The sequence below is a fragment of the Brevibacterium marinum genome (genome assembly GCF_011927955.1).
Lineage (GTDB): Bacteria > Actinomycetota > Actinomycetes > Actinomycetales > Brevibacteriaceae > Brevibacterium > Brevibacterium marinum.
On sequence record NZ_JAATJN010000001.1, the window covers coordinates 3,523,425 to 3,543,562 of the forward strand.

Below are 20,138 nucleotides of genomic sequence, written 5' to 3' on the forward strand. Positions count from 1 at the left end.
TGGTGCCCGCCGACGTGCGGGCGTCCCCCGGTGTGCGGGGACTCGCTCTGCGGGGGTGTGCGGGTGTGTGCTCAGGTGTTGTTCGCCAGTGAGCGCAGTTTGGCGAGGTACGACTCCCAGTCCTGGTCCTCTGGGATGTTGGGATTGCGGGTGTTGAGACCGACCTGACCGTCGATGCCCTCGCGAACGATGTCGGCCTGTCCGACATGTCGCGAAAGGTCCACAATGACATGCACCATGATCTGCTGCAGCGACACCGCAGCCTTCTCAGCCCGCCAATGGGGGACCGTGCCCTGCGCGTCGAGTGCGTGAGTGTCGATCGTCTCGTCAGCGAAGATCCACACACGTCGGTAGAAGTCGAGGACGGACTCCGCCGTCTCCTCCTCAGTGGCGTACCAGTCGGCTTGCGGGTCGGTCTCGAACTGCTCATCTGAGATGACCTCATCGGGGTGCGGCCAGGGCCTGCCGAAAGTGTCGCCGAAGTACCCGATCTCCACGGTCGCCATGTGCTTGACGATGCCTGCGAGGTTGAGGCCCGTAGGCGTCTGCGGCATCCGCAGGTCTCGTTCGCTCAGCCCCGAGAGTTTCCATACCAGATCGTTTCGGCATGCCTGCAGATGGTTCTTGAGGATCGTCTTCATCGCATCGTTGCGGCCCATGTGCCCAGTCTGCCGCATCCGTGGGAAGAAGGATACAGCTGTCCGCTCCTCCGCCTCGGTTTTCCCCTCATCCGACCGGTATTCCGCTCCTCCGCCTCGGATTTCCGCTCATCCGCCCCACAACGGCGCGAGGCTCGAGTAGAGCTTCTGAATGCCGAGGGCGATGAAGAGCAGAGCGGTGATGGCCAATGCAATGTTGGTATGCAGCTTGTTGGCCCATTTCTTCGGTATCTTCTTGCCGTTGAGCAGCCCGAGAAGCGTGATCGCCAGGAACGGCATGAAGAGCGATCCCAGCACACCGTAGGCGAGGATCAGACCGATCGGCTTGCCGAGGACGAACAGCAGCATCGGCGGGAAGGTCAGCCACAGCACGTAGAACTTGAAGTACTTTCCGCCGGTCAGTGTGTCGGGGTGCCCGGCGGGCTTCTTGCGCAGGTGTCCCCAGAAGTCGGCGAACATGAGTGACACGCCGTTCCACACCCCGATGATCGAGGAGAACGACGCCGCCCAGAATCCGACGAGGAAGCCGGTGCCGACGACCTCGCCGTATTCCGCTTTGAGGACGTCCGCGAGCTCAAGCAGCCCCTTGTCTTCGGCGGAGATCGAGACTCCGGCCGCGCGCACGACCTCGGCTCCGACGATGAGCATGGCGATGACGAAGATTCCCGTCAGCACATAGGCCATGGAGTTGTCGATGCGCATCACGCGCATCCATTTGGGCGTGTGCCAGCCCTTCTCGCGCAGCCAGTACCCGTAGGCGGCGAGGGTGATGGTGCCGCCGACCCCGCCGGCCAGAGCCAAGGTGTAGATGACGCCGCCTTCGGGGATCAGCGGGATGAACCCGGTGAGCATGTTCGGAACGTTGGGGACGGCGATGATGGCCAGGCCGACGACGGTGACGAACATGACTCCGACGAGGGCCGCGGTGATCTTCTCGAAGACGGAGTACCGGCCGAACCACACCATCGCGAAGCCTGCCAGGCCCATGGCGATCGCCCACACAGTGAGGTTGAGTCCGGGAAACAGTGCGGCCAGCGGCAGCGCGGCGGAACTCATCGCGGTGGCACCGTAGACGAATCCCCAGATGATGATGTACGGCCCGAAATACCAGGTCGTCCACCGCCCCAGAGACGTCCAGCCTTCGAAGATCGTCTTCCCCGTCGCCAGGGTGAATCGTCCCGCGCCTTCGACGAGGACGATCTTGAGGATCACACCGACGATCACCGCCCACAGCAGTCCGTATCCGAATTGGCTGCCGGCGACGAGGGTTGCCACCATGTCGGCGGCGCCGACACCGGTCGCAGCAACGACCAGGCCCGGTCCGACCACCTTCCATTTGGGCGGCCCCTCGGCCTCGTCCACTCCCGAACCTGCACCGGCGCCGGGTCCGTCACCTGAGTTCTGGAGACCGTTCTCATTGTCACTCATGTCGCTACTTCACCTTCGTCGTCGGCCGCGCCCGCTCGCTTCATCGACCCCGAGCTCACCGTCGCGATCGATGTGCACCACAGGCGAGTTCGCGCACGCAGAGGCGCTGCAGCTGAATTCGTCTTACCCTGACATGCTATTCGACCTCGACGGTGATCCTCCACACTTCCCGGTCCCTGTGACGGACCGGTCCCTGTGGCCGACTGGTCGGCCTGCGGGTCGGCCTCACACGTGGGAGGACGAATGCAGTTATCCTCGATACGTGGCCCACGACGATTCACGCAGCAGGATCGCCCGACGGATGTTTCCCGACGGCGAGGATCCCGACCCCCGTTTCACCCTCGCCAATGAGCGCACGTTCCTGTCCTGGATTCGCACGGCTCTGGCATTCATCGGCGGCGGGATCGCGGTCGAGGCGTTCACCTCGGAAGTCTTCACCCCCGGCCTGCGGGCCACCCTGTCGATCGTCCTCATGGCCATCGGATTCATCCTCGCCTCCGGGGCGGCATTCCGGTGGTATCGCATCGAATCGGCCATGCGGCACAAGACCTCGCTGCCGCTGCCGCTCATCATCCCCATTGTCAGCCTGGCCTCCGCACTGGGTGCCGGCCTCCTCGTCCTGGTCTTCGCCGGAGTCCTGTGAACACCCCGCGTCCCGGCCGGCGGCAGCCCCACGCCGATCCGGGCCTGCAGCCCGAGCGGACGACCCAGTCATGGCTGCGCACCAGTCTGACGATGACGGTCGTCAGCCTGCTGTTCATCCGCTGGATCAACGTGTTCCAGACCTTATCGGTCGTCGTCTTCGTCGTCTGCATCGCTTTGGCGATCGCCGCGATCGCGCTCCAAGTCAGACGCTATCGACTCGGTGCTGTGTCCATCCGCGCCGGTCGGGGCCGGCCGACCCCCTGGGCGGTCATCTTCCTCACGAGTTCGGTCTGCCTCATCGCTGTCCTCAGTATCGCCTCGGTCCTCAAGATCACCTTCGGCTGACCCGCGGTCACCGTCGACCGACGTTCCTCGTCGTGAGACCGCCGTCCGGTCACCGTTCGCAGGATCGCTAAACTGGAGCCTATGAAGGACGCACATGAAGTTTCCACAGCCCCGCTTGTCGCCGTCGGACTCGTCGGCGGATACCTGAGCGCGCGCGAGACGGGGATCCGCCCCCTCGGCGGAGTCGTACTCGCAGCCGCCGGCGCCTACGCCGCCCGGACTTGGTTCGTGAAGAAGGGCTGGCCGGTCGGCACAGCGCTGACTCTGGGCTACCTCGGCGGATTCGGCCTCTCACACCCGCTGGCGAAGAAGATCGGTTCGTGGCCCGCAGTCCTGAGCGTCAGCGCCGTCAATGCGGCCGCCGCCTACATGGCCGTCGACTCGGCAGAAACCGCCTGACCCCACCGAAGCCACCCGAATCGGCGGGAGCCGACAGACTCAGAAAGCGAGGACCACCGGTCACCCATGCTGGCTGTTTTCGAAGGCTTCGCCGTCATCGCAGGTGTCATCCTGGTCGGATTCGTGCTGGGTCGGTCCGAGGTGCTCGGACCCCACGGTCAGCAGGTCATCGCGAAGCTCGTCTTCTATGCCGGCACCCCGGCCCTGCTCTACGTCACGGTCGCGGACACCGATCTGGGGCTGATCTTCAACACGGCCCTGCTGGCCACCGGCGGTTCCGCGCTCATCGTCGGCGTTCTGCTGTTCGTCCTCACCAAATACATCCGCAGGCGCGACACCGGTGAGGCGATGTTCTCTGCCTGGGCCGTCAGCTACGTCAACATCGGCAACCTCGGCATCCCGATCGCCGCCTATGTGCTCCACGACATCGGATACGTGGCGCCCGTCCTGCTGTTCCAGCTGCTCATCCTCGCCCCCATCGGCATGGCCGTCCTCGACGCAGCGGGGAAGACGAAGGTCGATCAGCACTGGTACTCGGGTCTGTTCCAGATCATCAGGAATCCCATCGTCGTCGGCGCCGCAGCCGGAGTGGCCGCCTCGGCGACGGGATTCGAACTGCCGCGCTTCATCTTCGAACCCATCGACATGATCGGGGCCACTGCGGTCCCCGGTGCTCTGCTGGCCTTCGGCATCTCCCTCAAGGACGGCTGGGCGCTGCCAGTGCCCGGGACCCGGAAGCAGCTGACGTTCATCACGGTCGCCAAGCTCGTCATCCAGCCCCTCCTGGCCTGGGTCATCGGCGGCCCCCTGCTCGGCTACTCGGGAATCGCGCTGTTCGCCATCGTCGTCACCTCCGCGCTGCCGACGGCGCAGAACGTCTACATCTACTCGATGCAGTACAGGCAGTCCGAGGCGCTCATGCGCGACGCCGTCTTCATCACCACTGTGCTCGCTGTGCCGACCCTCGTCGTCATCGCTGCGCTGCTCGGCTGACCGCCTCGGCGATCTCGAGGGTCCGTGGCGTGTCGGACCCGGTTGGCCCGCACGGGTCATCGACAATGGGAGCGTGGCTGGTGACGAGAAGAACGAGACCGAAGACCTCCTGAGCAGGCGGATGAGTTCAGGATTCAGTAGTCCTGTCGAAAAGCAGACGGAGCCTCCTCTGGAGGCGGCGAACGACCCTTCGACCGACACCGAGGCGTTCGACCCGATCAAGGACCCCATCACCAGGGACGAACCCAAGCCCACGACCGGGCCGGTGCACGTCGCCCCTGCTCACTCGGCGAACCCTCCCGAGACCGCCAGGGCCCGGGAAGTTCCTGCCAACTCACGCACCTCGGTGATGAGCGAAGCCGACTGGGCCGCCGTGACACAGGCGGCGACCTCGACCGAGCCCCACGACCCCGAAGTGCCGGAGAGGCGCCGCAGCGTCCTCGACGTCATCGGCACCATCTGGATCACGCTCGCGGCCCCATTCATTCTGCTTGCCCTGGCTGTGCGGTTCGTCGCCTCGGGTCTGTTCGTCAAGTTCGAATACTTCCGGCCCGGATTCCCCGCCGACCAGTTCGGCTTCGGCAGCGCCGACCGCGAGCACTACGCCACATACGTCATCGACTACCTGTCGAACCTCGACTCCCGGCGCTATCTCGCCGATGTGATCATGCCCAACGGTGAGCCCATCTTCATCTCCGAAGAGCTCAACCACATGGCCGATGTGAAGGGCCTCATCTCCCTGCTGTACCTGATTGCGGTGATCGGGCTCATCGGCGCGATCCTCTTCGGCCTCTACATGTCGCGTCGCAATGGCATGGGCATCCACATCGGACTCCGCCTAGGTTCCATCATCAGCATCGTCATCATGGCCGCCGCGGCAGTGTTGGCCTTCCTGGGCTGGGAGACCTTCTTCCGTGGATTCCACAAGGTCTTCTTCAGCGACGGAACGTGGGAGTTCTACGCCGACGATTCCCTCATCCGACTGTTCCCACCCCAGTTCTGGGTCGACGCGGGCATTGCCGGAGGCGGACTCTTCGTCCTCCTCGCAATCATCCTCTTCTGGCTCAGCTTCGCCGGTCACAAGAAGCGCCGCGCACTCAAGAAGGCACGCCGAGAGGCCTGAACTCCGCGGGTCGCATGCCCACCCCACCACAGCGGACGCCCGTGTCCGCTCCACGATTCCGGCCGGGTGGTCTTTCCCCTTCCACCCGGCCGAATATGCCTTACCGCGTGCGGTTGCCCGGCACGCCTTGCGCGGTTCCCCGGCACGCCTTGCGCGGTTCCCCAACAATCCTCGCCCGGCACGCCTTGCGCGGTTCCCCAACAATCCTCGGGAGACGTCGCACGCCCCGGGCATCGTGGTCGCTCGGCGGACACGGCAGAGCTTGGACGCCGCCTCCGTGGCACCTGCAGATTCGCACCGATCGCAGGTCACGGCCTTGCTCCGAGGCACAGGCATGACTAGCGTCGAAGACACGGCTCGTGATGTCCCGCCCTCGGGCACCCGGTCGATGATCGAGCGACCGGCTCGCTGAGGACAACGAGAGGAGCAGAGAACCATGAGTGACGAGAACAGGAACCTGCCGGACGGTGCGCCCAGCTTCGAGGATCCCTCTGATCAGGAAGCGGCCGACGACTACGTCGGAGTCAGCGCCGACACCGAGGCAGAACAGAATTCTGAGACGCCCGAGGACAGGCTCGAGCGCATCGCCGCCGAACACGACGTATCGATCGATAAGAACCCGAAAGACGTTCAGGCCGACGCAGAGGACTCCGCGACCGACGACAGCGACCGCGACATTCGCGGCGGCGACACGAAGGAGGAAGAGGACTCCGCCTCAGAACCGCCGGACTGAGGGGCACTCAACCAGTGTGAAGCCGCTCAGTCGTCGACGGCGTCGCGTCCGCGGCGGACGATGAGCGGGTCGGGTGCGTAGACGACGGAGGTGTCCTTGTCCTCGTAGTCGAACTGGTTGAGGAAGCAGCGGATGGCGTTGAGCCGTGCGCGCCTCTTGTCATTGCTCTTGATGGTGATCCACGGTGCGTGGTCGGTGTCCGTGCGGCGGAACATCTCCTCCTTCGCCGCGGTGTAATCGTCCCAGCGGTCCAGGGACTCGAGATCCATGGGTGAGAGCTTCCATTGTCGGACCGGGTCGATCTGCCGGATCGCGAACCGAGTCCGCTGCTCCCGCTGAGTCACGGAGAACCACAGTTTCGTGACGTGGATGCCCGAGTCGATGAGCATCTTCTCCAGCACGGGCGCCTGCTGCATGAATATCTCGTATTCCTCGTCGGTGCAGAATCCCATCACCCGTTCGACATTGGCCCGGTTGTACCAGGACCGGTCGAACATGACGATCTCGCCGTTGGTGGGCAGGTGGCTGATGTAGCGCTGGAAGTACCACTGCCCCGATTCCTTGTCCGAGGGCTTGTTCAGAGCCACGACACGTGCGGCACGCGGATTGAGGTGCTCGGTGAATCGTTTGATCGTCCCGCCCTTGCCGGCGGCATCACGGCCTTCGAAGACGATGACGTGCCTGCTGTCTGTGTCCTGCCCCCAGTACTGGAACTTCAGCAGTTCCACCTGCAGCCGGTACTTCTCGATCTCGTATTCTTCCCGATCCATGAGCTCCGGGTACGGGTACCCTTCACGCCACGTCGCCACCGCACGTCCCATCGGGTCGATGAGGTGCGGGTCGGTCGTATGGGAGTCCTCGACCGCATAGCCTTCGAGTCGCAGCTTGTCGATGTACTCACGCAGATTCTCATTGAGCAGGTGATTCACAAGCGCTCCTTCACATCGGCGGCATCGGTCTGCTCCGACGGGATCGCTGTCGTCGCCGGTCCCCAGGCAGAATACTGAGGAAAGATGAACATCAGGTTATCCGATCGAGGTCCTTCTTCGGAATGACGCCCAGACCGATCAGGGGCGCGATGGCGATGATGGCGAAGGACAGCGGGTAGCCGAACACGGTCACGAGCGCACCGAATCCGGGGCCCATGGCCGCGGACATGACGAACTGTCCGGTGTTCTGCGTCCCCAGGGCCTTGCCCGACCATTTCGGTCCTGCCGCTTCGGCGACAGAGGCGAAGGCAAGCCCATTGTCGGCCACCGACACCGTCGACGCGAGGATGAACACCACGGTCGCCACAACAGGCATCGGAGTCAGCGAGATCAGCCCGATCGCCGCGACCAGGACCACGGCGCCGATGGCCACGACCCGCATCAGCCCGACCCGGGAGCCGAATCGGTCGGACAGTCCCCCGACGATCATGCGCCCGATCGCCCCAACGATCTGGGAGGCCGCGACGATTCCGCCGGCGATGCCTGCGCCGATGTGCTGATTCGCGATGAGCCAGATCAGGCCATAGGTGGAGAACGCGAACTGTGGGACCACCAGCAGCGCGGACACGGCATGGATGCGCCACAGGAATGAATCGTTGAGATACGGATTGACCGCCGAGGCGGGTGTCGGCTCTCCTTCCCTCGCCGAGGTGGTCCTCGGGTCTGCGTCCCCCGCCGAGGTGGTTCTCGGCTGGGCATCTGCCGTGGAGGTGCGTACGGGGGTGGGTGCCGCCTCGGCGCGGGGTGGGTCACGCACGAAGCCGAAGCAGACGAGGGCCATGACGCCGGTGACGATGACGATGAACCACAGGTAACCGACGAAGCCGCCGCCGGCGGCGATCGGCGGGACGGCCAGCGCCGCGACGCTGGTGCCCAGCGGTTGGGACATCTGTCTGATGCCCATGGCCAGACCGCGTCGGTGCCGGGGGAACCACCCCATGACCACGCGGCCGCTGGCCGAGTTCACCGACGCCGCGGCAGCGCCCGAGGCCGCGATGACGATGACCATCCACACGGGCGAGCCGACCACCGCCACCGCCAGGCCGGAGGCAAGGGCCGTCAGCCCGATGCCCAGGGTCATGGCGAGTCGCTCGCCGAATCTGTCGGCGAAGGCGCCCCACGCGATGAGAGTGAGGATGAGACCGAAGCTCGGAGCGGTGGCGACCGTGCCCGCCTGGGTGAGGGTGTAGCCGAGGTCCGTGTGCATATAGGGGATCAGGAAGGCCGGGCCGGTGATCGCGACAGTGGCCGCCATCTGGGACAGCACTCCGACGACGAGGATCACCCAGGCCTGTCTGCTGGGCGGATTCTCGGTCATGGCCTTGAGACTAGCCGTCCCATGTACGCACCGTCGTCGTGTCTCAGATCGCGGCAGGCGCCGTTACGCTATACAGTGAGTGCTGGCGATGCGACAGCATCGTCGGCGCACGGGCCCGTTCATCCCCCTATAGCCCAATCGGCAGAGGCAGTCGACTTAAAATCGATTCAGTGTGGGTTCGAGTCCCACTGGGGGGACCACTAAAACAGCCTCTCACCTGCAACGATGCAAAGTGAGAGGCTGAGTCGATTCTAGTGGGGAGTCGAGTTCCTCACGCTTACCCATCTTTTTCGTTTCGGATTCCGCCGAACTGGTCGAGGATCGCCGACATGTCTGGAGCCGCGGTTGCTTTCTTCACGTAGTGCTTCGATGTGACCGCTGTACCCGAATGACCGAGGACTGCCGCAGCCGCCTCGAGAGTCGCCTCAGCGTCGATGAGAGTGGCCACGGATTTCCGGAAAACATGAGACGAGATCCCGCCATGGTCATTCATCATCTTGAGAGCGTCGCGCACGGACCGCCGATAGTTATTTGGCCACTTCCACGTACCCTTGCCGGACGGAAACACTGCGTTGGTCTCGGTCGGGATCGCCTCGACGCTACGACGAAGCAGCACGTCCACCGCAAATACTGGCAGGGTGAGGATACGGAACCCGCTCGACGTCTTTGTGCGCTCCTGTCTCTGCATCCCCTTCTTCTTGAGATAGACCAGCGTGCCCGAGACCCTCACAGTCGGCTGCTCGCCAAGGTCAACATCAGTCCAACGCAAAGCGAGCACTTCGGAAATCCGCAACCCGGTTCCGAACATGAGGTCGACCACATCGAGCAGCTCACTCCCCCGCCGCGGTCCTCGGTAACCGGTGCCCTCCTGCCACTTGCGTAATCCCTCACGCAGTGCACCGACCTCATCAACGGTCTGTGGTGTAGCGGTCCTGGCCGGTGGTGAGCTCGTTGTGGGCTTCGAGGAGGTCAAGGAGGATGCGCATCGTGGCGTGAAGGTATTTGCCGCACTGGCCGCCCGAGATCGCCCACACGCGCTGGAGAACCTTGACCGCGTCGTAGGAGTATTTCCTCGCACGCGGCTTCCGAGGCTGTTTGGCGACCTGCCGGCCGGGCCCTGGCGGATGTTTAGATGCCTGAGTCAGACGCCGTCGAGCGTTGTCGCGGGTCCACCCCGTGACTGCCACGACTTCGTCGAGCACGGCGCCCTTGTTCTTCTTCGAAGCCTTCTTGTATTGCCTGGCGTATTTCGTGGTGATCTCTGTACGAGTCGCCATCGACAGTTCACTCCCCATAGCTTCCGAGGATCCACCATTTCGCGGGCAAAAGTATATGAGGCACCGAGGATGGCATCCGGGCTGCTTATCTGAGTCTTGTCGGCGAATTGACTCTGCAAACAATTCCCACATAGGCTATCCATCGGATATACGAACGATGGATTCTATATGCGAAAGACAGTGAGGTCATGTCGCTACTCGAAAACCTGGGTACTCGCCCAAAGCACAAACGCTCATTACTACCCCTGGTCAGCACTCTCATAGTGGCGCTATCCGCAATCGCTGGTTGCGCATCCACCGACAGCTCCGGCCACACAACATTGAGCTTGGCCGATTCCTACTCCCCCAAGCACCCCTTCGGTAAGTACGGAGTCAGCGTCTTCCTTGACGAGCTCGATGATGGCGGTATCGCTACCGAGTACTACCCGTCTGGACAAATGGGAAACGCAGAGGATCTTGCGTCGCTCATTTCGACTGACAATGTCGACATTGGTCCGGCGTCAGCGGCGTACCTGGAAGACAAGCTGCCGCTATCAAGTGTTGGTGACTTGCCGATGATGACAACGGATGCCTGCGTTGCTTCCGAATCGATGATGGACCTCCTAGCCGAGGACGGAATCCTGTACCAGGAGGAATATGAGGACCGAGGGCTGAGGCCACTGTGGGTTTCGATCATTCCCGGATACGAAGTGATGACGAGTAACGCAAACGTCGAAGAACCCTCTGATGTGAACGGCTTGCTCCTACGCTCTTCAGGCGGGGCATTCGACGTCACGATGGAGACCATTGGAGCTTCGGCAGTCAGCATGTCCGCTGCCGATACATACGAGGCGATGGCGAGAAGCACCGTCGATGGGACAGCGATGCCATTCGTCAGCGTCCCCTCGTACAACCTCGAACAAGTCGCCATCTATTCAACTAAGGGGCTCAACCTTGGATCTGTTGGAATCCCATATGTCATCAGCGAACGAGCCTGGGACGGTCTCTCTCCGCAAGAGCAGCAGAAGGTCACAGACGCAGCTGCGAAGGCCCAGCAATCGCTATGCGATGGTCTCAACAAGGAGAAGTCAGAGGCCGAAGCGCTGATGAAAGACGCGGGAGTGACTTTCACGCCGATCGACGGTAACGCCAAGCAGAAGTGGGCACGTGAACTCAGCCGTGCGAAATCCGATTGGGCAACCAGTCTCGACTCCGCCGGGCTGCCCGGCACCGAAGTCCTCACAGATTTCGAGAAGGCGGTGACGAAGAATGAACGCAATCGAACCGTCTCCTGAGGCGACCACTCAGAATTATGGCCGTGTCCACGGCGCAGTCGTTTCCACATCGAAGTGGTGTGCCATGATCGCCTTGGCGCTCATCACGGTGCTCATGCTCGCAGAAGTCGTCCTCCGCTACTTCGCTGGCAGTCCCCTGGGTTGGAACGTCTCGTTCATCGAAAAAGTACTTCTCCCCGGTGTCGTCTTCCTCGGGATGCCGTGGGGATACGCTGCTGGCGCTCACGTCGCAGCAGACATGGTGTACGACAAACTTCCTACCGGGATGCGGGCGGCAGCTCGATGGCTGAGCTTCATCATAGTGCTCGTGGGAGTCGCCGCATTGTTCATCGGAGGACTGATCACGATGCTCGAGGCATTCAAGCACGGAGACATCCCCCCTCCCTTGTCGTCTCAGTTGCCGATCTATAGCTGGATTTGGCGCTTGTTCCTCCCTGTCGGAAGTCTGTTCACCGCGATCATCATCGTCCTGGAATCCAGGACCTTCCTCAAAGGCGGTGTCGCCTGATGCTAGTACTCACCGTTACAGTCCTACTGCTAGTCCTCATCCTGCTGCGTGTCCCGATCGCTTTCGCGATTCTCATCAGCGGAATCATCGGACTTCTCTGCCTTGGCGGGCCGTCCGACATGATCGGCGTCTTGGTGACCATTCCGCAAAGCGCCGTCGGGAACAACTCGCTGGCTGCAATCCCACTCTTCATTCTCATGGCACAATTTGTCCTCCACAGCGGCGCGCTGTCCAGTCTGTTCGACTCGGCACGAGTTCTGGTCGGCCGACTGCGCGGCGGGACAGCACACGCTGCTGTCGGAGCCGGAGCGATCTTCGCCGCAGTTTCAGGATCATCAACCGCCGCGGCCGCAACCCTTGCCCACACGTCCACCGGCGAACTCATTCGGCAGGGCTACGACAAGAAGCTCAGCGCAGGAGTCGTGGCCGCAGCAGGAACATTAGCGGCCATGATCCCTCCCAGCGTGCTCCTCATCTTCTACGCCATCACCGCAGAAGCCGGAGTAGGACCGACACTCATTGCCGGAATCATCCCGGGCATCCTCGTCGCGCTGGCGCTCATCATCACGATCACCGTGCTGATCACTTTCAACGCATCAACAGCACCTCGCGGCGAAGCCAGTTCCGGACAAGAAAAACTACGTAGCCTTACTGGGCTCCTCCCGGTTGCTGGGCTCTTCGTCCTCGTCGTCGGCCTCGTTTTTTTGGGAGTCACGACCGCCACCGAAGCTGCCGCAGTCGGTTGCCTGGGAGCTCTTGGGCTCATGCTCGGCAAGAAGAAAATCACCTGGGCGACCATCACGAAGTCATTTGCTGAGGCACTCAGCTCTTCCATCATGATCCTCACAATCATCATGGCAGCCCATGTCTTCGGTCACTTCATCACTGAATCCCAGGTGACCCCTCGGCTGGTCGACGCGCTCTCGGGGCTGCCTGTGGCACCGATCATCATCGTTGCGATTATCGCCGTCGGCTACCTCATTCTCGGGTTCTTCATGGACCAAATGGCGATCATCGCGCTGACTGTGCCGGTGACATTGCCTGTCGTCACTGCACTCGGATTCGACCCCATCTGGTTCGGCATCGTCGTCATACTGCTTGCTGAGATCGGACTCATCACTCCCCCGCTCGGGCTCAACGTTTTCGTCGTCGCCCAGGCGTCGAAGATGCCAGTCGAAGACGTCTTCCGCGGCAGCGTTCCATTCGTCATCGCGATTCTGGCCGTCGCCGTCCTGCTCTTCGCCTTTCCCCAGATCGTCCTCATACTGCCAGAAATGATGGGAAGACTATGACACAGTCAGAACCAGAACCGGATACTCAAGTGAATGGACCACTCGACGGATTGATCGTCGTCGAGATCGCCACCGTTATCATGGGACCGTTGGCCGGACGACTTTTCGCGAAGCTCGGCGCAAAAGTCATCCACGTAGAATCGCCCGGCGGCGACGTCATTCGACGCTCTGGTCAGTCCCGAAACCCCGGAATGTCGGGAGCAGCACTCAGCCTCGGAGACGGGAAGAAGAACATCACTCTCGATTTCTCTGATGCGACGGACCAGAACACGCTCAATGAGCTCATCGGCATTGCCGACATCATCGTCACGAACTACCTTCCACGACAGAGACAGAAGTTCGGCTTCGATTGGGACGCAGTAACGGCGATTAACTCGCAATGCGTTCTCATCACGGGCCAAGGATTCGCCTCGAACAGCACCGAAGGCGACCGGCCGGCGTATGACGACATCATCCAAGCGGCGAGTGGGCTAAGCGATGTCTACCGGAAATCATTGGGCCGGCCCCAGTACGCTCCCTACGTCGTCGCCGACAAAGTCTGCGCGCTGTCCATGGTTTACTCCGGTCTCGCCGCCATTCATCGACGCCACGTTACGGGTCTTGGTCAATGGGTCGATGTCCCTATGTTCGACGTGATGTCGGACTTCAACATGGTCGAACAGCTCAACGACTATTCCTTCGACCCACCGCTGGGCGATGCTGGCTGGCACCGGACGATTAACCCAGCGCGACGGCCGCACCCCACCACCGACGGTTGGGTCTGCATTCTGCCCTATAACGACAAGCAGTGGCGTGACTTCTTTACCATCGACAACCCTTCCGCCATTGACGCTGGCGTCCCCTTCGCCACGAATCGCGACCGCAATACCCATGTCGAAGAGACCCAAGCTCTCATCGCCGAGTTCGCGGCTCAACGGTCGACGGCTGAAGTGGTCGAGCTCTGCCACGAACACGGAATTCCGGCCCAAGCAGTTACTAGAATCGAAGACCTCGTCAACGATGAATACCTGAAAGATCGCGGAACGGTGGAACTGGTCGACCACCCCACCGAAGGCCACTATTGGCGCACCACACCAAACGTCGGATTTTCGGAATCGCCGATGGTACCGCTTAATCCCGCGTCTCCAGCCGACGGCGACCGGGAAGACATTATGGCCCTCATCGAACAAAGGAGAATAGGTTGAACACCAAACCATTCAAGCACTACGTCGAGTCGGAGCTCGAGCCCTACACGCCGCCGCGACATACGCTCACGTCAAACCTGAGGCTGTTGCCCGGGGCCGACGCAGACGGAGCAGTTTCGGTCGTACGCGGAATCATCGAACACGGAGGCTCAGCACTTCCCCACCGACATATGAAGAGCACTCAATTCCTGCACATCCTCTCGGGCCGATGTTCCGTCGAGCTCGGTGCCGACATCCTCGAATTGGGCGGGGGCGATTCAGTCTTGATTCCCACGGATGTCGTCCATCACGTCGAGGTCCTCTCGACTGAACCGCTCGAACTGATCAACGTGTACTACCCAGCTCTCGCAGCCGACGACACCATAGAATAAGCAGGAACCGACGATGTGCATCACGTCGCGTCATCTAGGCTAGCGGCATGGTTGAAAAGCACCGGACGGTCAGCCGCATCGTCGGCATCCTCGAATACGTCGTGCACTCCCCGAACGGGGCTACTCTTGCTGAAATCGCTGGCTATCTGGACGCACCCAAATCGTCCGTCTACGGTTTCGTCCGCGGCCTCGAGGCCGAGGGGTATTTGAAAGAGGGCGAAGCAGGTCGCTTCGTCTTCGGCCTGGGCGCTCATACACTGTTGGCTTCTCAGGCGACATCCCTTGTCGAACTCGCAGCACCAGTGATGAACACCCTTGGACAGAAGCTAGGCGAGACCGTCACCCTTGCTGTATTCCTCGACCACGAGCTGACGTATGTCCACTCGGTTCCGTCGAACCAGCGCATTGGCTACAACCCGGAGATGCACACTCGCCGACCATTGTGGCCCACAAGCGCTGGCAAAATTCTGCTGGCCGCTAACGACGATCCCGATCTCAAGTCACGTGTCATGAATTCGGAAGATTTGGAAGAGGCGTTCTTTGACGCCGAGATCGAATCAGTACGACGCAATGGTTACGGACTCAACCTCGGCGAAACGGTCGCTGATGTATCTGCGTTTGCTGTCGGACTCAAGATAGCCTCATCGCTGGCAGCTGCTATCACGGTCGGCGGACCGAATGTTCGCATGAGGCCACATATTGAAGAAGTGGTAGCGATCACACGATCCGTGATCGGTGATAGCGGCCTCGACGTCTGGAACTTCTAACAGGCCGTGAGAAGTCGGGTAATTGACAGTCACACCAGGCTGATGAGTTACTACCCTGTTCAGTCTTGAATGCCTTTCACCCACTGTGATCCGCACTGATGACAGACAGCGGCGGTCATCAGGACTTGCAATTAGACGGCGATGGCCCGATCGAACAAGTTCTGGCCTAAGAGCAGAGGAGGCTGATATCCATGTCGGGGGACCGTGGAAATTGCCGGTGGAAGGGGCGTAGATGAGACTGCAGCCGAGGGGTTCGGCTTGCATCAGTTGCAAGCTCTTGCTGGCTCGAAGCAGAATTCTTCGCCGTGGGACAAGCCCAATGTAGTCGCGTACACGAGACCACCACAGATACTTCCGGCAGGCACAGCCAGATGATTTGCCAGCGTGGTCGATCTGGTCATTTCTCTGCTTCGCCCCCGTATACCGGTCGACCCGGCAGAGACTCCGGCAGAAGCCGTCGTTCGGCGACTACCGACCTACCTGCTACATAGAGATATTCGACGCCAGCCGAAGGGTGCAGGTGCTGGTAGTCGCCGCCGGGAGCAATGGTCTCGGGGTCGAACACACAGATGTCGGCGTCTGCTCCCACTTGCAACCTCCCCTTTCGACGCATTCCCGGCGCAGCCTCGGCGAGGATATTCGCAGGGATCAGCGTACACCGGCGAATCGCCTCGGTCAGAGTGAGAACCTGAGCATCCCGGACCAGCCAACTGAAGACAGTGGCGAAGCAACCAGAACTACGCGGGTGGGCGATCAACCCATTCGGCAACGGCCAGACATCTCCTGCGATAGCCTCCTCTGCCGCTTTTCGATGCTCTTCGTCACCGTTGGACGTCACCGCGATCGCATCGGATGCCATAGCAGCGTCCGGGTAAGTCAGCGCTTCGAACAGAAGATCCTTCTGGTGGGCGTCTGTCAGGTCGAAGCTTTCGAGGATGCAGATTCCGCCAGGATCCACAGCACGAATTTCATCAAGACGCTCGGCAGAGGCCACCCGCTCACCGGTGGCCAGGTAGATGATCGATTGTGGCGACATGTTGTTCGCCGCCAGTTGTTGCGGGTCTAAGAACGACGCGCCGATCACCGTCGATCCCGCCCCGTAGGGATAGGCTTCCGTGGTGATCGCCACTCCCCTGGCTTGGGCTTCTCGCATCTCCTCAACGACCGATCCAATCCTTTGGCCCGAGGTCGAGTTCATATGACACAGATGGATTGGAGCATCGAAACGCTCTGCGACATCGATCAGCTCCCTCACCGCGTCGAACGCTCCTCCATGATCAACATCGGCCATCGAGCGCGAATGGACGAAGAGCGGTTGCCTGAATTCGGCGGCAAGCTGAGCGAGGCCGTCAAGTTCTGATTGCGTGAATCCGGGTGCGTAGCCGGCCAGCACACCGACGCCGATCGCACCTGCTTCGATCTGCTCACGCACCAGCGTCAGGATTCGGTCGACTTCTGAGTCGTCGGCGGCGTCACGCCAACGAGGCCCATCTTGACACTTCTCGAACGTGCTCATTCCCAGTCGGTCGGTTGGGTCGTTGAGGGGATCGGCAGCGGGAACGTCATCGAGCACGCTCATTCGGGCGTGGACCCAGCCTGCAGAATACCCGAAGTTCAGAGGTCTGCCTTCAGCCGCTGCAGCCTCGTAATAGTCAGCAACGGGCATCGCACCGGCTTCAAGCTCGAGCGTGGACGTCACCCCGTCGAGTGCCTGGAGTCGATGCCCGGGAAGATTCTGGGCATGACTGTGCAGGTCGATGAAGCCAGGTGCGACGACCAGCCCGGAGACATCGACGATCTCACGGGAATTGGGGGCGTCGTTGCCGATGGACACGATGCTTCCGTCACGTATGCCGACATCGGCGATCTCATCGAATCCAGTTTCTGGATCGATGACACGACCGCCAGTCAACACCACATCGCAGTCTCGTCCCGCTACCATCATTCTCCTTCGTGATTGGCTTCGAGGTTCTGAATCTCCCTGTAGGTGCCCCAGAACTTGATCAGCGTCTCTCGCGCGGGCGGTGGCGTGACCAGGCTGACGACGACGTAGGTCACGGCTGCGACGAGGATCGCCGTGACTACCGGCTGGAATCCGAAGCCCAGCCCAGGAAGCCATTGCTCTCCGATGATGTACCACACAAGTCCGCTGACCATTGAGACCGCAGCTCCGGAGCCATTCCCGCGCGACCAGTACAGTCCGCCGATCAACGGGACGAAGAACGTAGCGCCCAGTCCAGAAATCGCAAAGATGACGATGAGCTCCAACGCCGGCGGAGGTTTGAGTGCAATGAGCAAGACGATGAATCCGATGATGAGGCTGACGACCATGCTCAATCGTGCCCGCGATGAGTCTCCGAGCTTGGTGTTGAAGAAGTTGTTGTAGACGTCGCGGACGACGGCACCGGAGACGATGAGCAGCATTGAGGACACCGTCGACATGATCGCCGCCAGCGGAGCAGCGAACAGTGCGCCCCCGAGCGGACCGGGCATGGTCGTCGAGATGAGAGTCGGGATCGCCAGATCTGGATTGTCCAGACTGGCGTCGATGAGGCGAGCAACGACACCCATGACAGCGAACCCCAGAGAGAATACGGCCATGACCAGAGGACTCCAGATCATAGTCCGGTGCGCCGTGACGGAATCTCGATACGACATCGCGCGGACAGCCGTATGCGGCATCGCCACGATGAGCAGACCGAAGATGACTGAGTAGGACACGAAATTCGCCGGTGTGGCGTCAATGCCACCTGGCAACGTGACAAGGTCAGGAAAGCGAACCGCGAACTCGTGATCCAGGGGAGTCGGTGTGCCCAGATACATGAAGACCCCGAACCAGAGCACGATGCTGCCGACGAACATGATGATGCCCTGAGCGGTGTCATTGATCGAAGCCCCCATGAAACCACCGAAAGCCGTGTACAGGGCCACTATCGCGGCGAAGACCCAGACGAGGGTGGAATACGAAACGCCGGTCACTGAGTTGAGAATATGTGCGCCACCCGCATATTGCGCGACCATATAAGCCGTTAAGAAGATGATGATGCCGACAGCCGCAACAATGACGACGAACTTGTTGGTGTATCGCTCTTTGAAGAAGTCGATGAACGTATAAAAGTTCAGCTTCCGCGCCAGGATCGCGTATTTCTTTCCGAGCAGGCCGACCGTCAGCAGAGCCGTCGGGGTCTGAAACAGTCCCATGAGAACCCAACTGAGCCCACTGTCATAACCGAGCCCGGGGCCTCCGATGAAGGTTCCGGCGCTGGCCGCCGAAGCAAGGATGGTGAAGATGAGAACAAATGGACCGAGGCGGCGGCCGCCGACAAAGTAGTTTTCGGTCTTCTTGCCCGTGGCCGAACGCTTCTGATCAAGAGCCGCCCAAACACCGATACCAGCGATCAAGAGCAGATAGAGGATGATCGGCAACAGCTGCGAGAGGTTCATCCTCGACCGCCCTGTGACTCACCCACGTTGTCTGCACCTGGTTCTTCGGCATCAAGAGAATAGTCGCGGTAGAAGAAACGAACGAGGAAGTACGGAAGGATGCAGAGGATGACGAGGACGACCCCGGCAGAATAGAAGAACCAGGCTGGGAACCCGAGGATGAAATCTATATCTTCGGCAGGCTTGTTCAGCCCCAAGCCGAGTGCCACCACAGAGGTGAGTACGAGGTAGACGACCCAGTACAGAAACGCGACGAGTGCTTCCTTGTTCGCCTGTCGGTACCGCCGGTCGACTTCAAACGTGAATTTTCCGCTCACCGTGCTGTCCCATCGTCGTTGATATCTACAGCCTGCCGAGCGCCGGAGAGCGATCGACACAAGCGACGTTACCCCACAGTGAAAAATCCGAATAGTGATTGTTCCAGTCTTCTTCGGCCCTGTTCCGGTGAAGGCGTGCCAACAGACGTCTGAGCACAGCACACGAGCGCCGATAGCAGACGCGCGGGTTCGCGTCCCGGGGCCGGCCCGGGCAAGATGGTGACATGACGAATGTGCTGCTCACACCGCAACGTCCGCCTCTGCCCGTCGGCGGTCTGGACGACGCCGCCTCCACCCCCGGACCTGCCGTCGTCTTCTCCTCCCCTACTGACGCCGACGTCTCCGGGACCGAGCACCGCGAGGCACCCCGACGCCACGACACAGAGTCGGCCCTGGCCGTGCGTCCCGTCGCCTACCGCGAGTCCGAGGGTCCCTGGCATCAGCTCGGCTATGAAGCAGCCGATCATTGGCAGGGCCTCTCCACTGAGCTGCGCGAACGGCTGATCGCCGACCGAACGGCCCCACTCAGCGTGGCCGAGTACTCCGCCACGACCAACGGCGCGAGTGCGTCGATGATCACGAACAATTGGGTTCACTCGGGCTCGCCGCGCATGTACCGCGTCGCAGGTGAGCTGCGTGAACTGACCGAGGTGCTCGCGGAGATCTTGACCAGCTGATGTCCTTTTGTGGCGAACCGCTCTTCCCTTCGCAGTCAGGGTCTCTCACGCCTACCGGCTCCGCGTTTGATGGCCCCGGTTGCCCTCGATGGCTGAGACATTTAGTTACCGCCCACCGCCGCAAGGCGGCCACGGGCTCCTGCAGGGACCGGCCGAGCTCGGTCCGGGCGTATTCCACCCGCGGCGGAACATCGGCGACTGCCTCTCTGGTCACGAGCCCATCGATGACCAGCAAACGCAGCGTCAACATCAGCACCTTCGGGGTGATGTCGCCGGTCGCGATCGGCAGGAGCGTGCCACCCCACCCTCACCGGTGAATGCGAAGAACGCCGAGAGCGCATCAATTGCACTCTCGGCGTTCTTCAGAACTCATCAGGGTTCACATCACGGTCGGC

At 61.4% G+C, this 20,138-nt stretch carries 23 protein-coding genes and 1 tRNA gene; 14 read left to right on the forward strand and 10 right to left on the reverse strand.

Features of this window, described 5'->3' with window-relative positions:
* Positions 1-71 precede the first annotated feature (71 nt).
* Together BKA07_RS15705 and BKA07_RS15710 are read right to left on the reverse strand one after the other, a co-directional pair.
* Positions 72-659 carry a DinB family protein gene (locus BKA07_RS15705; RefSeq protein WP_167951735.1) on the reverse strand — a complete coding sequence of 196 codons (588 nt, stop codon included), beginning with the start codon at positions 657-659 and terminating at the stop codon, positions 72-74.
* A 108-nt stretch (positions 660-767) separates the two neighbouring features.
* Entirely contained in the window at positions 768-2,087 is a 1,320-nt protein-coding gene (locus BKA07_RS15710; protein WP_167951737.1) for an Nramp family divalent metal transporter, read from the reverse strand.
* 262 nt (positions 2,088-2,349) lie between these two features.
* On the opposite strand from BKA07_RS15710, the gene BKA07_RS15715 reads away from it, so the two are divergent.
* From BKA07_RS15715 to BKA07_RS15740, 6 genes are all read left to right on the forward strand, one after another.
* A complete protein-coding gene (locus tag BKA07_RS15715) occupies positions 2,350-2,730 on the forward strand; it encodes a DUF202 domain-containing protein (protein WP_167951739.1) in 381 nt (126 codons plus the stop codon).
* Positions 2,727-3,077 carry a DUF202 domain-containing protein gene (locus BKA07_RS15720; RefSeq protein WP_167951741.1) on the forward strand — a complete coding sequence of 117 codons (351 nt, stop codon included), beginning with the start codon at positions 2,727-2,729 and terminating at the stop codon, positions 3,075-3,077. Before BKA07_RS15715 ends, BKA07_RS15720 begins: the two co-directional genes overlap by 4 nt.
* An 81-nt stretch (positions 3,078-3,158) precedes the next feature.
* A complete protein-coding gene (locus BKA07_RS15725; RefSeq protein WP_167951742.1) occupies positions 3,159-3,476 on the forward strand; it encodes a hypothetical protein in 318 nt (105 codons plus the stop codon).
* A gap of 66 nt (positions 3,477-3,542) precedes the next feature.
* On the forward strand, positions 3,543-4,469 hold the full coding sequence (locus BKA07_RS15730) for an AEC family transporter (RefSeq protein ID WP_167951744.1): 927 nt from the start codon (positions 3,543-3,545) through the stop codon (positions 4,467-4,469).
* A gap of 73 nt (positions 4,470-4,542) precedes the next feature.
* On the forward strand, positions 4,543-5,592 hold the full coding sequence (locus BKA07_RS15735; RefSeq protein ID WP_342449099.1) for a TIGR01906 family membrane protein: 1,050 nt from the start codon (positions 4,543-4,545) through the stop codon (positions 5,590-5,592).
* 436 nt (positions 5,593-6,028) lie between these two features.
* Positions 6,029-6,325, forward strand: a complete 297-nt coding sequence (locus tag BKA07_RS15740) for a hypothetical protein (RefSeq protein ID WP_167951746.1) — start codon at positions 6,029-6,031, stop codon at positions 6,323-6,325.
* Positions 6,326-6,351: 26 nt separating this feature from the next.
* On the opposite strand, the gene ppk2 is transcribed toward BKA07_RS15740, so the two are convergent.
* The gene (gene ppk2, locus BKA07_RS15745) at positions 6,352-7,254 is read right to left on the reverse strand and encodes a polyphosphate kinase 2 (protein WP_167951748.1); all 903 of its coding nucleotides are present in this window, start codon (positions 7,252-7,254) and stop codon (positions 6,352-6,354) included.
* A gap of 91 nt (positions 7,255-7,345) precedes the next feature.
* The gene (locus BKA07_RS15750) at positions 7,346-8,632 is read right to left on the reverse strand and encodes an MFS transporter (protein WP_167951750.1); all 1,287 of its coding nucleotides are present in this window, start codon (positions 8,630-8,632) and stop codon (positions 7,346-7,348) included.
* 123 nt (positions 8,633-8,755) lie between these two features.
* On the opposite strand from BKA07_RS15750, the gene BKA07_RS15755 reads away from it, so the two are divergent.
* Positions 8,756-8,832, forward strand: a tRNA-Leu gene (locus tag BKA07_RS15755).
* Positions 8,833-8,909: 77 nt separating this feature from the next.
* On the opposite strand, the gene BKA07_RS15760 is transcribed toward BKA07_RS15755, so the two are convergent.
* Positions 8,910-9,452, reverse strand: coding sequence for a tyrosine-type recombinase/integrase (locus tag BKA07_RS15760; RefSeq protein ID WP_167951751.1), 543 nt, complete (start codon positions 9,450-9,452; stop codon positions 8,910-8,912).
* A gap of 88 nt (positions 9,453-9,540) precedes the next feature.
* On the reverse strand, positions 9,541-9,909 hold the full coding sequence (locus BKA07_RS15765; protein WP_167951753.1) for a hypothetical protein: 369 nt from the start codon (positions 9,907-9,909) through the stop codon (positions 9,541-9,543).
* 188 nt (positions 9,910-10,097) lie between these two features.
* On the opposite strand from BKA07_RS15765, the gene dctP reads away from it, so the two are divergent.
* From dctP to BKA07_RS15795, 6 genes are read left to right on the forward strand one after another with little or no spacing between them, the layout of a single operon-like run.
* A complete protein-coding gene (dctP, locus tag BKA07_RS15770; protein WP_167951755.1) occupies positions 10,098-11,183 on the forward strand; it encodes a TRAP transporter substrate-binding protein DctP in 1,086 nt (361 codons plus the stop codon).
* Positions 11,158-11,691 carry a TRAP transporter small permease gene (locus BKA07_RS15775; protein ID WP_167951757.1) on the forward strand — a complete coding sequence of 178 codons (534 nt, stop codon included), beginning with the start codon at positions 11,158-11,160 and terminating at the stop codon, positions 11,689-11,691. Before dctP ends, BKA07_RS15775 begins: the two co-directional genes overlap by 26 nt.
* On the forward strand, positions 11,691-12,983 hold the full coding sequence (locus BKA07_RS15780) for a TRAP transporter large permease (RefSeq protein ID WP_167951758.1): 1,293 nt from the start codon (positions 11,691-11,693) through the stop codon (positions 12,981-12,983). Before BKA07_RS15775 ends, BKA07_RS15780 begins: the two co-directional genes overlap by 1 nt.
* Positions 12,980-14,167, forward strand: a complete 1,188-nt coding sequence (locus BKA07_RS15785; RefSeq protein ID WP_167951760.1) for a CaiB/BaiF CoA transferase family protein — start codon at positions 12,980-12,982, stop codon at positions 14,165-14,167. Before BKA07_RS15780 ends, BKA07_RS15785 begins: the two co-directional genes overlap by 4 nt.
* Positions 14,164-14,538, forward strand: a complete 375-nt coding sequence (locus tag BKA07_RS15790) for a cupin domain-containing protein (RefSeq protein WP_167951762.1) — start codon at positions 14,164-14,166, stop codon at positions 14,536-14,538. Before BKA07_RS15785 ends, BKA07_RS15790 begins: the two co-directional genes overlap by 4 nt.
* Before the next feature lie 47 nt (positions 14,539-14,585).
* On the forward strand, positions 14,586-15,305 hold the full coding sequence (locus tag BKA07_RS15795) for an IclR family transcriptional regulator (RefSeq protein ID WP_167951764.1): 720 nt from the start codon (positions 14,586-14,588) through the stop codon (positions 15,303-15,305).
* Between the two features lie 397 nt (positions 15,306-15,702).
* Here BKA07_RS15795 and BKA07_RS15800 read toward each other — a convergent pair whose 3' ends face one another.
* From BKA07_RS15800 to BKA07_RS19605, 3 genes are read right to left on the reverse strand one after another with little or no spacing between them, the layout of a single operon-like run.
* Positions 15,703-17,250: an amidohydrolase family protein gene (locus BKA07_RS15800; protein WP_342449149.1), complete on the reverse strand. Its 1,548-nt coding sequence runs from the start codon at positions 17,248-17,250 to the stop codon at positions 15,703-15,705.
* Positions 17,247-18,749, reverse strand: coding sequence for a sodium/pantothenate symporter (panF, locus tag BKA07_RS15810; RefSeq protein WP_167951766.1), 1,503 nt, complete (start codon positions 18,747-18,749; stop codon positions 17,247-17,249). Before panF ends, BKA07_RS15800 begins: the two co-directional genes overlap by 4 nt.
* Positions 18,746-19,066 carry a DUF997 family protein gene (locus BKA07_RS19605; protein ID WP_167951768.1) on the reverse strand — a complete coding sequence of 107 codons (321 nt, stop codon included), beginning with the start codon at positions 19,064-19,066 and terminating at the stop codon, positions 18,746-18,748. The genes panF and BKA07_RS19605 overlap by 4 nt, the downstream gene beginning before the upstream one ends.
* Before the next feature lie 224 nt (positions 19,067-19,290).
* Between BKA07_RS19605 and BKA07_RS15820 the strand changes: the two genes are divergently transcribed.
* Positions 19,291-19,743 (forward strand): hypothetical protein, encoded by a 453-nt coding sequence (locus tag BKA07_RS15820; protein WP_167951769.1) that lies wholly within the window; start codon positions 19,291-19,293, stop codon positions 19,741-19,743.
* On the opposite strand, the gene BKA07_RS15825 is transcribed toward BKA07_RS15820, so the two are convergent.
* The gene (locus tag BKA07_RS15825) at positions 19,643-19,993 is read right to left on the reverse strand and encodes a winged helix-turn-helix transcriptional regulator (RefSeq protein WP_167951770.1); all 351 of its coding nucleotides are present in this window, start codon (positions 19,991-19,993) and stop codon (positions 19,643-19,645) included. The genes BKA07_RS15820 and BKA07_RS15825 overlap by 101 nt on opposite strands.
* Positions 19,994-20,138: the final 145 nt, after the last annotated feature.

What these genes read in the sequence shown, in the direction of transcription:
- BKA07_RS15800 (WP_342449149.1), bottom strand. Translation starts at nt 17,250, where the DNA reads ATGATGGTAGCGGGACGAGACTGCGATGTGGTGTTGACTGGCGGTCGT.
- BKA07_RS15765 (WP_167951753.1), bottom strand. Translation starts at nt 9,909, where the DNA reads ATGGCGACTCGTACAGAGATCACCACGAAATACGCCAGGCAATACAAG.
- BKA07_RS15725 (WP_167951742.1), top strand. Translation starts at nt 3,159, where the DNA reads ATGAAGGACGCACATGAAGTTTCCACAGCCCCGCTTGTCGCCGTCGGA.
- BKA07_RS15705 (WP_167951735.1), bottom strand. Translation starts at nt 659, where the DNA reads ATGGGCCGCAACGATGCGATGAAGACGATCCTCAAGAACCATCTGCAG.
- BKA07_RS15740 (WP_167951746.1), top strand. Translation starts at nt 6,029, where the DNA reads ATGAGTGACGAGAACAGGAACCTGCCGGACGGTGCGCCCAGCTTCGAG.
- BKA07_RS15775 (WP_167951757.1), top strand. Translation starts at nt 11,158, where the DNA reads ATGAACGCAATCGAACCGTCTCCTGAGGCGACCACTCAGAATTATGGC.
- BKA07_RS15750 (WP_167951750.1), bottom strand. Translation starts at nt 8,632, where the DNA reads ATGACCGAGAATCCGCCCAGCAGACAGGCCTGGGTGATCCTCGTCGTC.
- BKA07_RS15780 (WP_167951758.1), top strand. Translation starts at nt 11,691, where the DNA reads ATGCTAGTACTCACCGTTACAGTCCTACTGCTAGTCCTCATCCTGCTG.
- BKA07_RS15710 (WP_167951737.1), bottom strand. Translation starts at nt 2,087, where the DNA reads ATGAGTGACAATGAGAACGGTCTCCAGAACTCAGGTGACGGACCCGGC.
- panF (WP_167951766.1), bottom strand. Translation starts at nt 18,749, where the DNA reads ATGAACCTCTCGCAGCTGTTGCCGATCATCCTCTATCTGCTCTTGATC.
- BKA07_RS15795 (WP_167951764.1), top strand. Translation starts at nt 14,586, where the DNA reads ATGGTTGAAAAGCACCGGACGGTCAGCCGCATCGTCGGCATCCTCGAA.
- BKA07_RS15820 (WP_167951769.1), top strand. Translation starts at nt 19,291, where the DNA reads ATGACGAATGTGCTGCTCACACCGCAACGTCCGCCTCTGCCCGTCGGC.
- BKA07_RS15785 (WP_167951760.1), top strand. Translation starts at nt 12,980, where the DNA reads ATGACACAGTCAGAACCAGAACCGGATACTCAAGTGAATGGACCACTC.
- BKA07_RS15730 (WP_167951744.1), top strand. Translation starts at nt 3,543, where the DNA reads ATGCTGGCTGTTTTCGAAGGCTTCGCCGTCATCGCAGGTGTCATCCTG.
- dctP (WP_167951755.1), top strand. Translation starts at nt 10,098, where the DNA reads ATGTCGCTACTCGAAAACCTGGGTACTCGCCCAAAGCACAAACGCTCA.
- BKA07_RS15825 (WP_167951770.1), bottom strand. Translation starts at nt 19,993, where the DNA reads ATGTTGACGCTGCGTTTGCTGGTCATCGATGGGCTCGTGACCAGAGAG.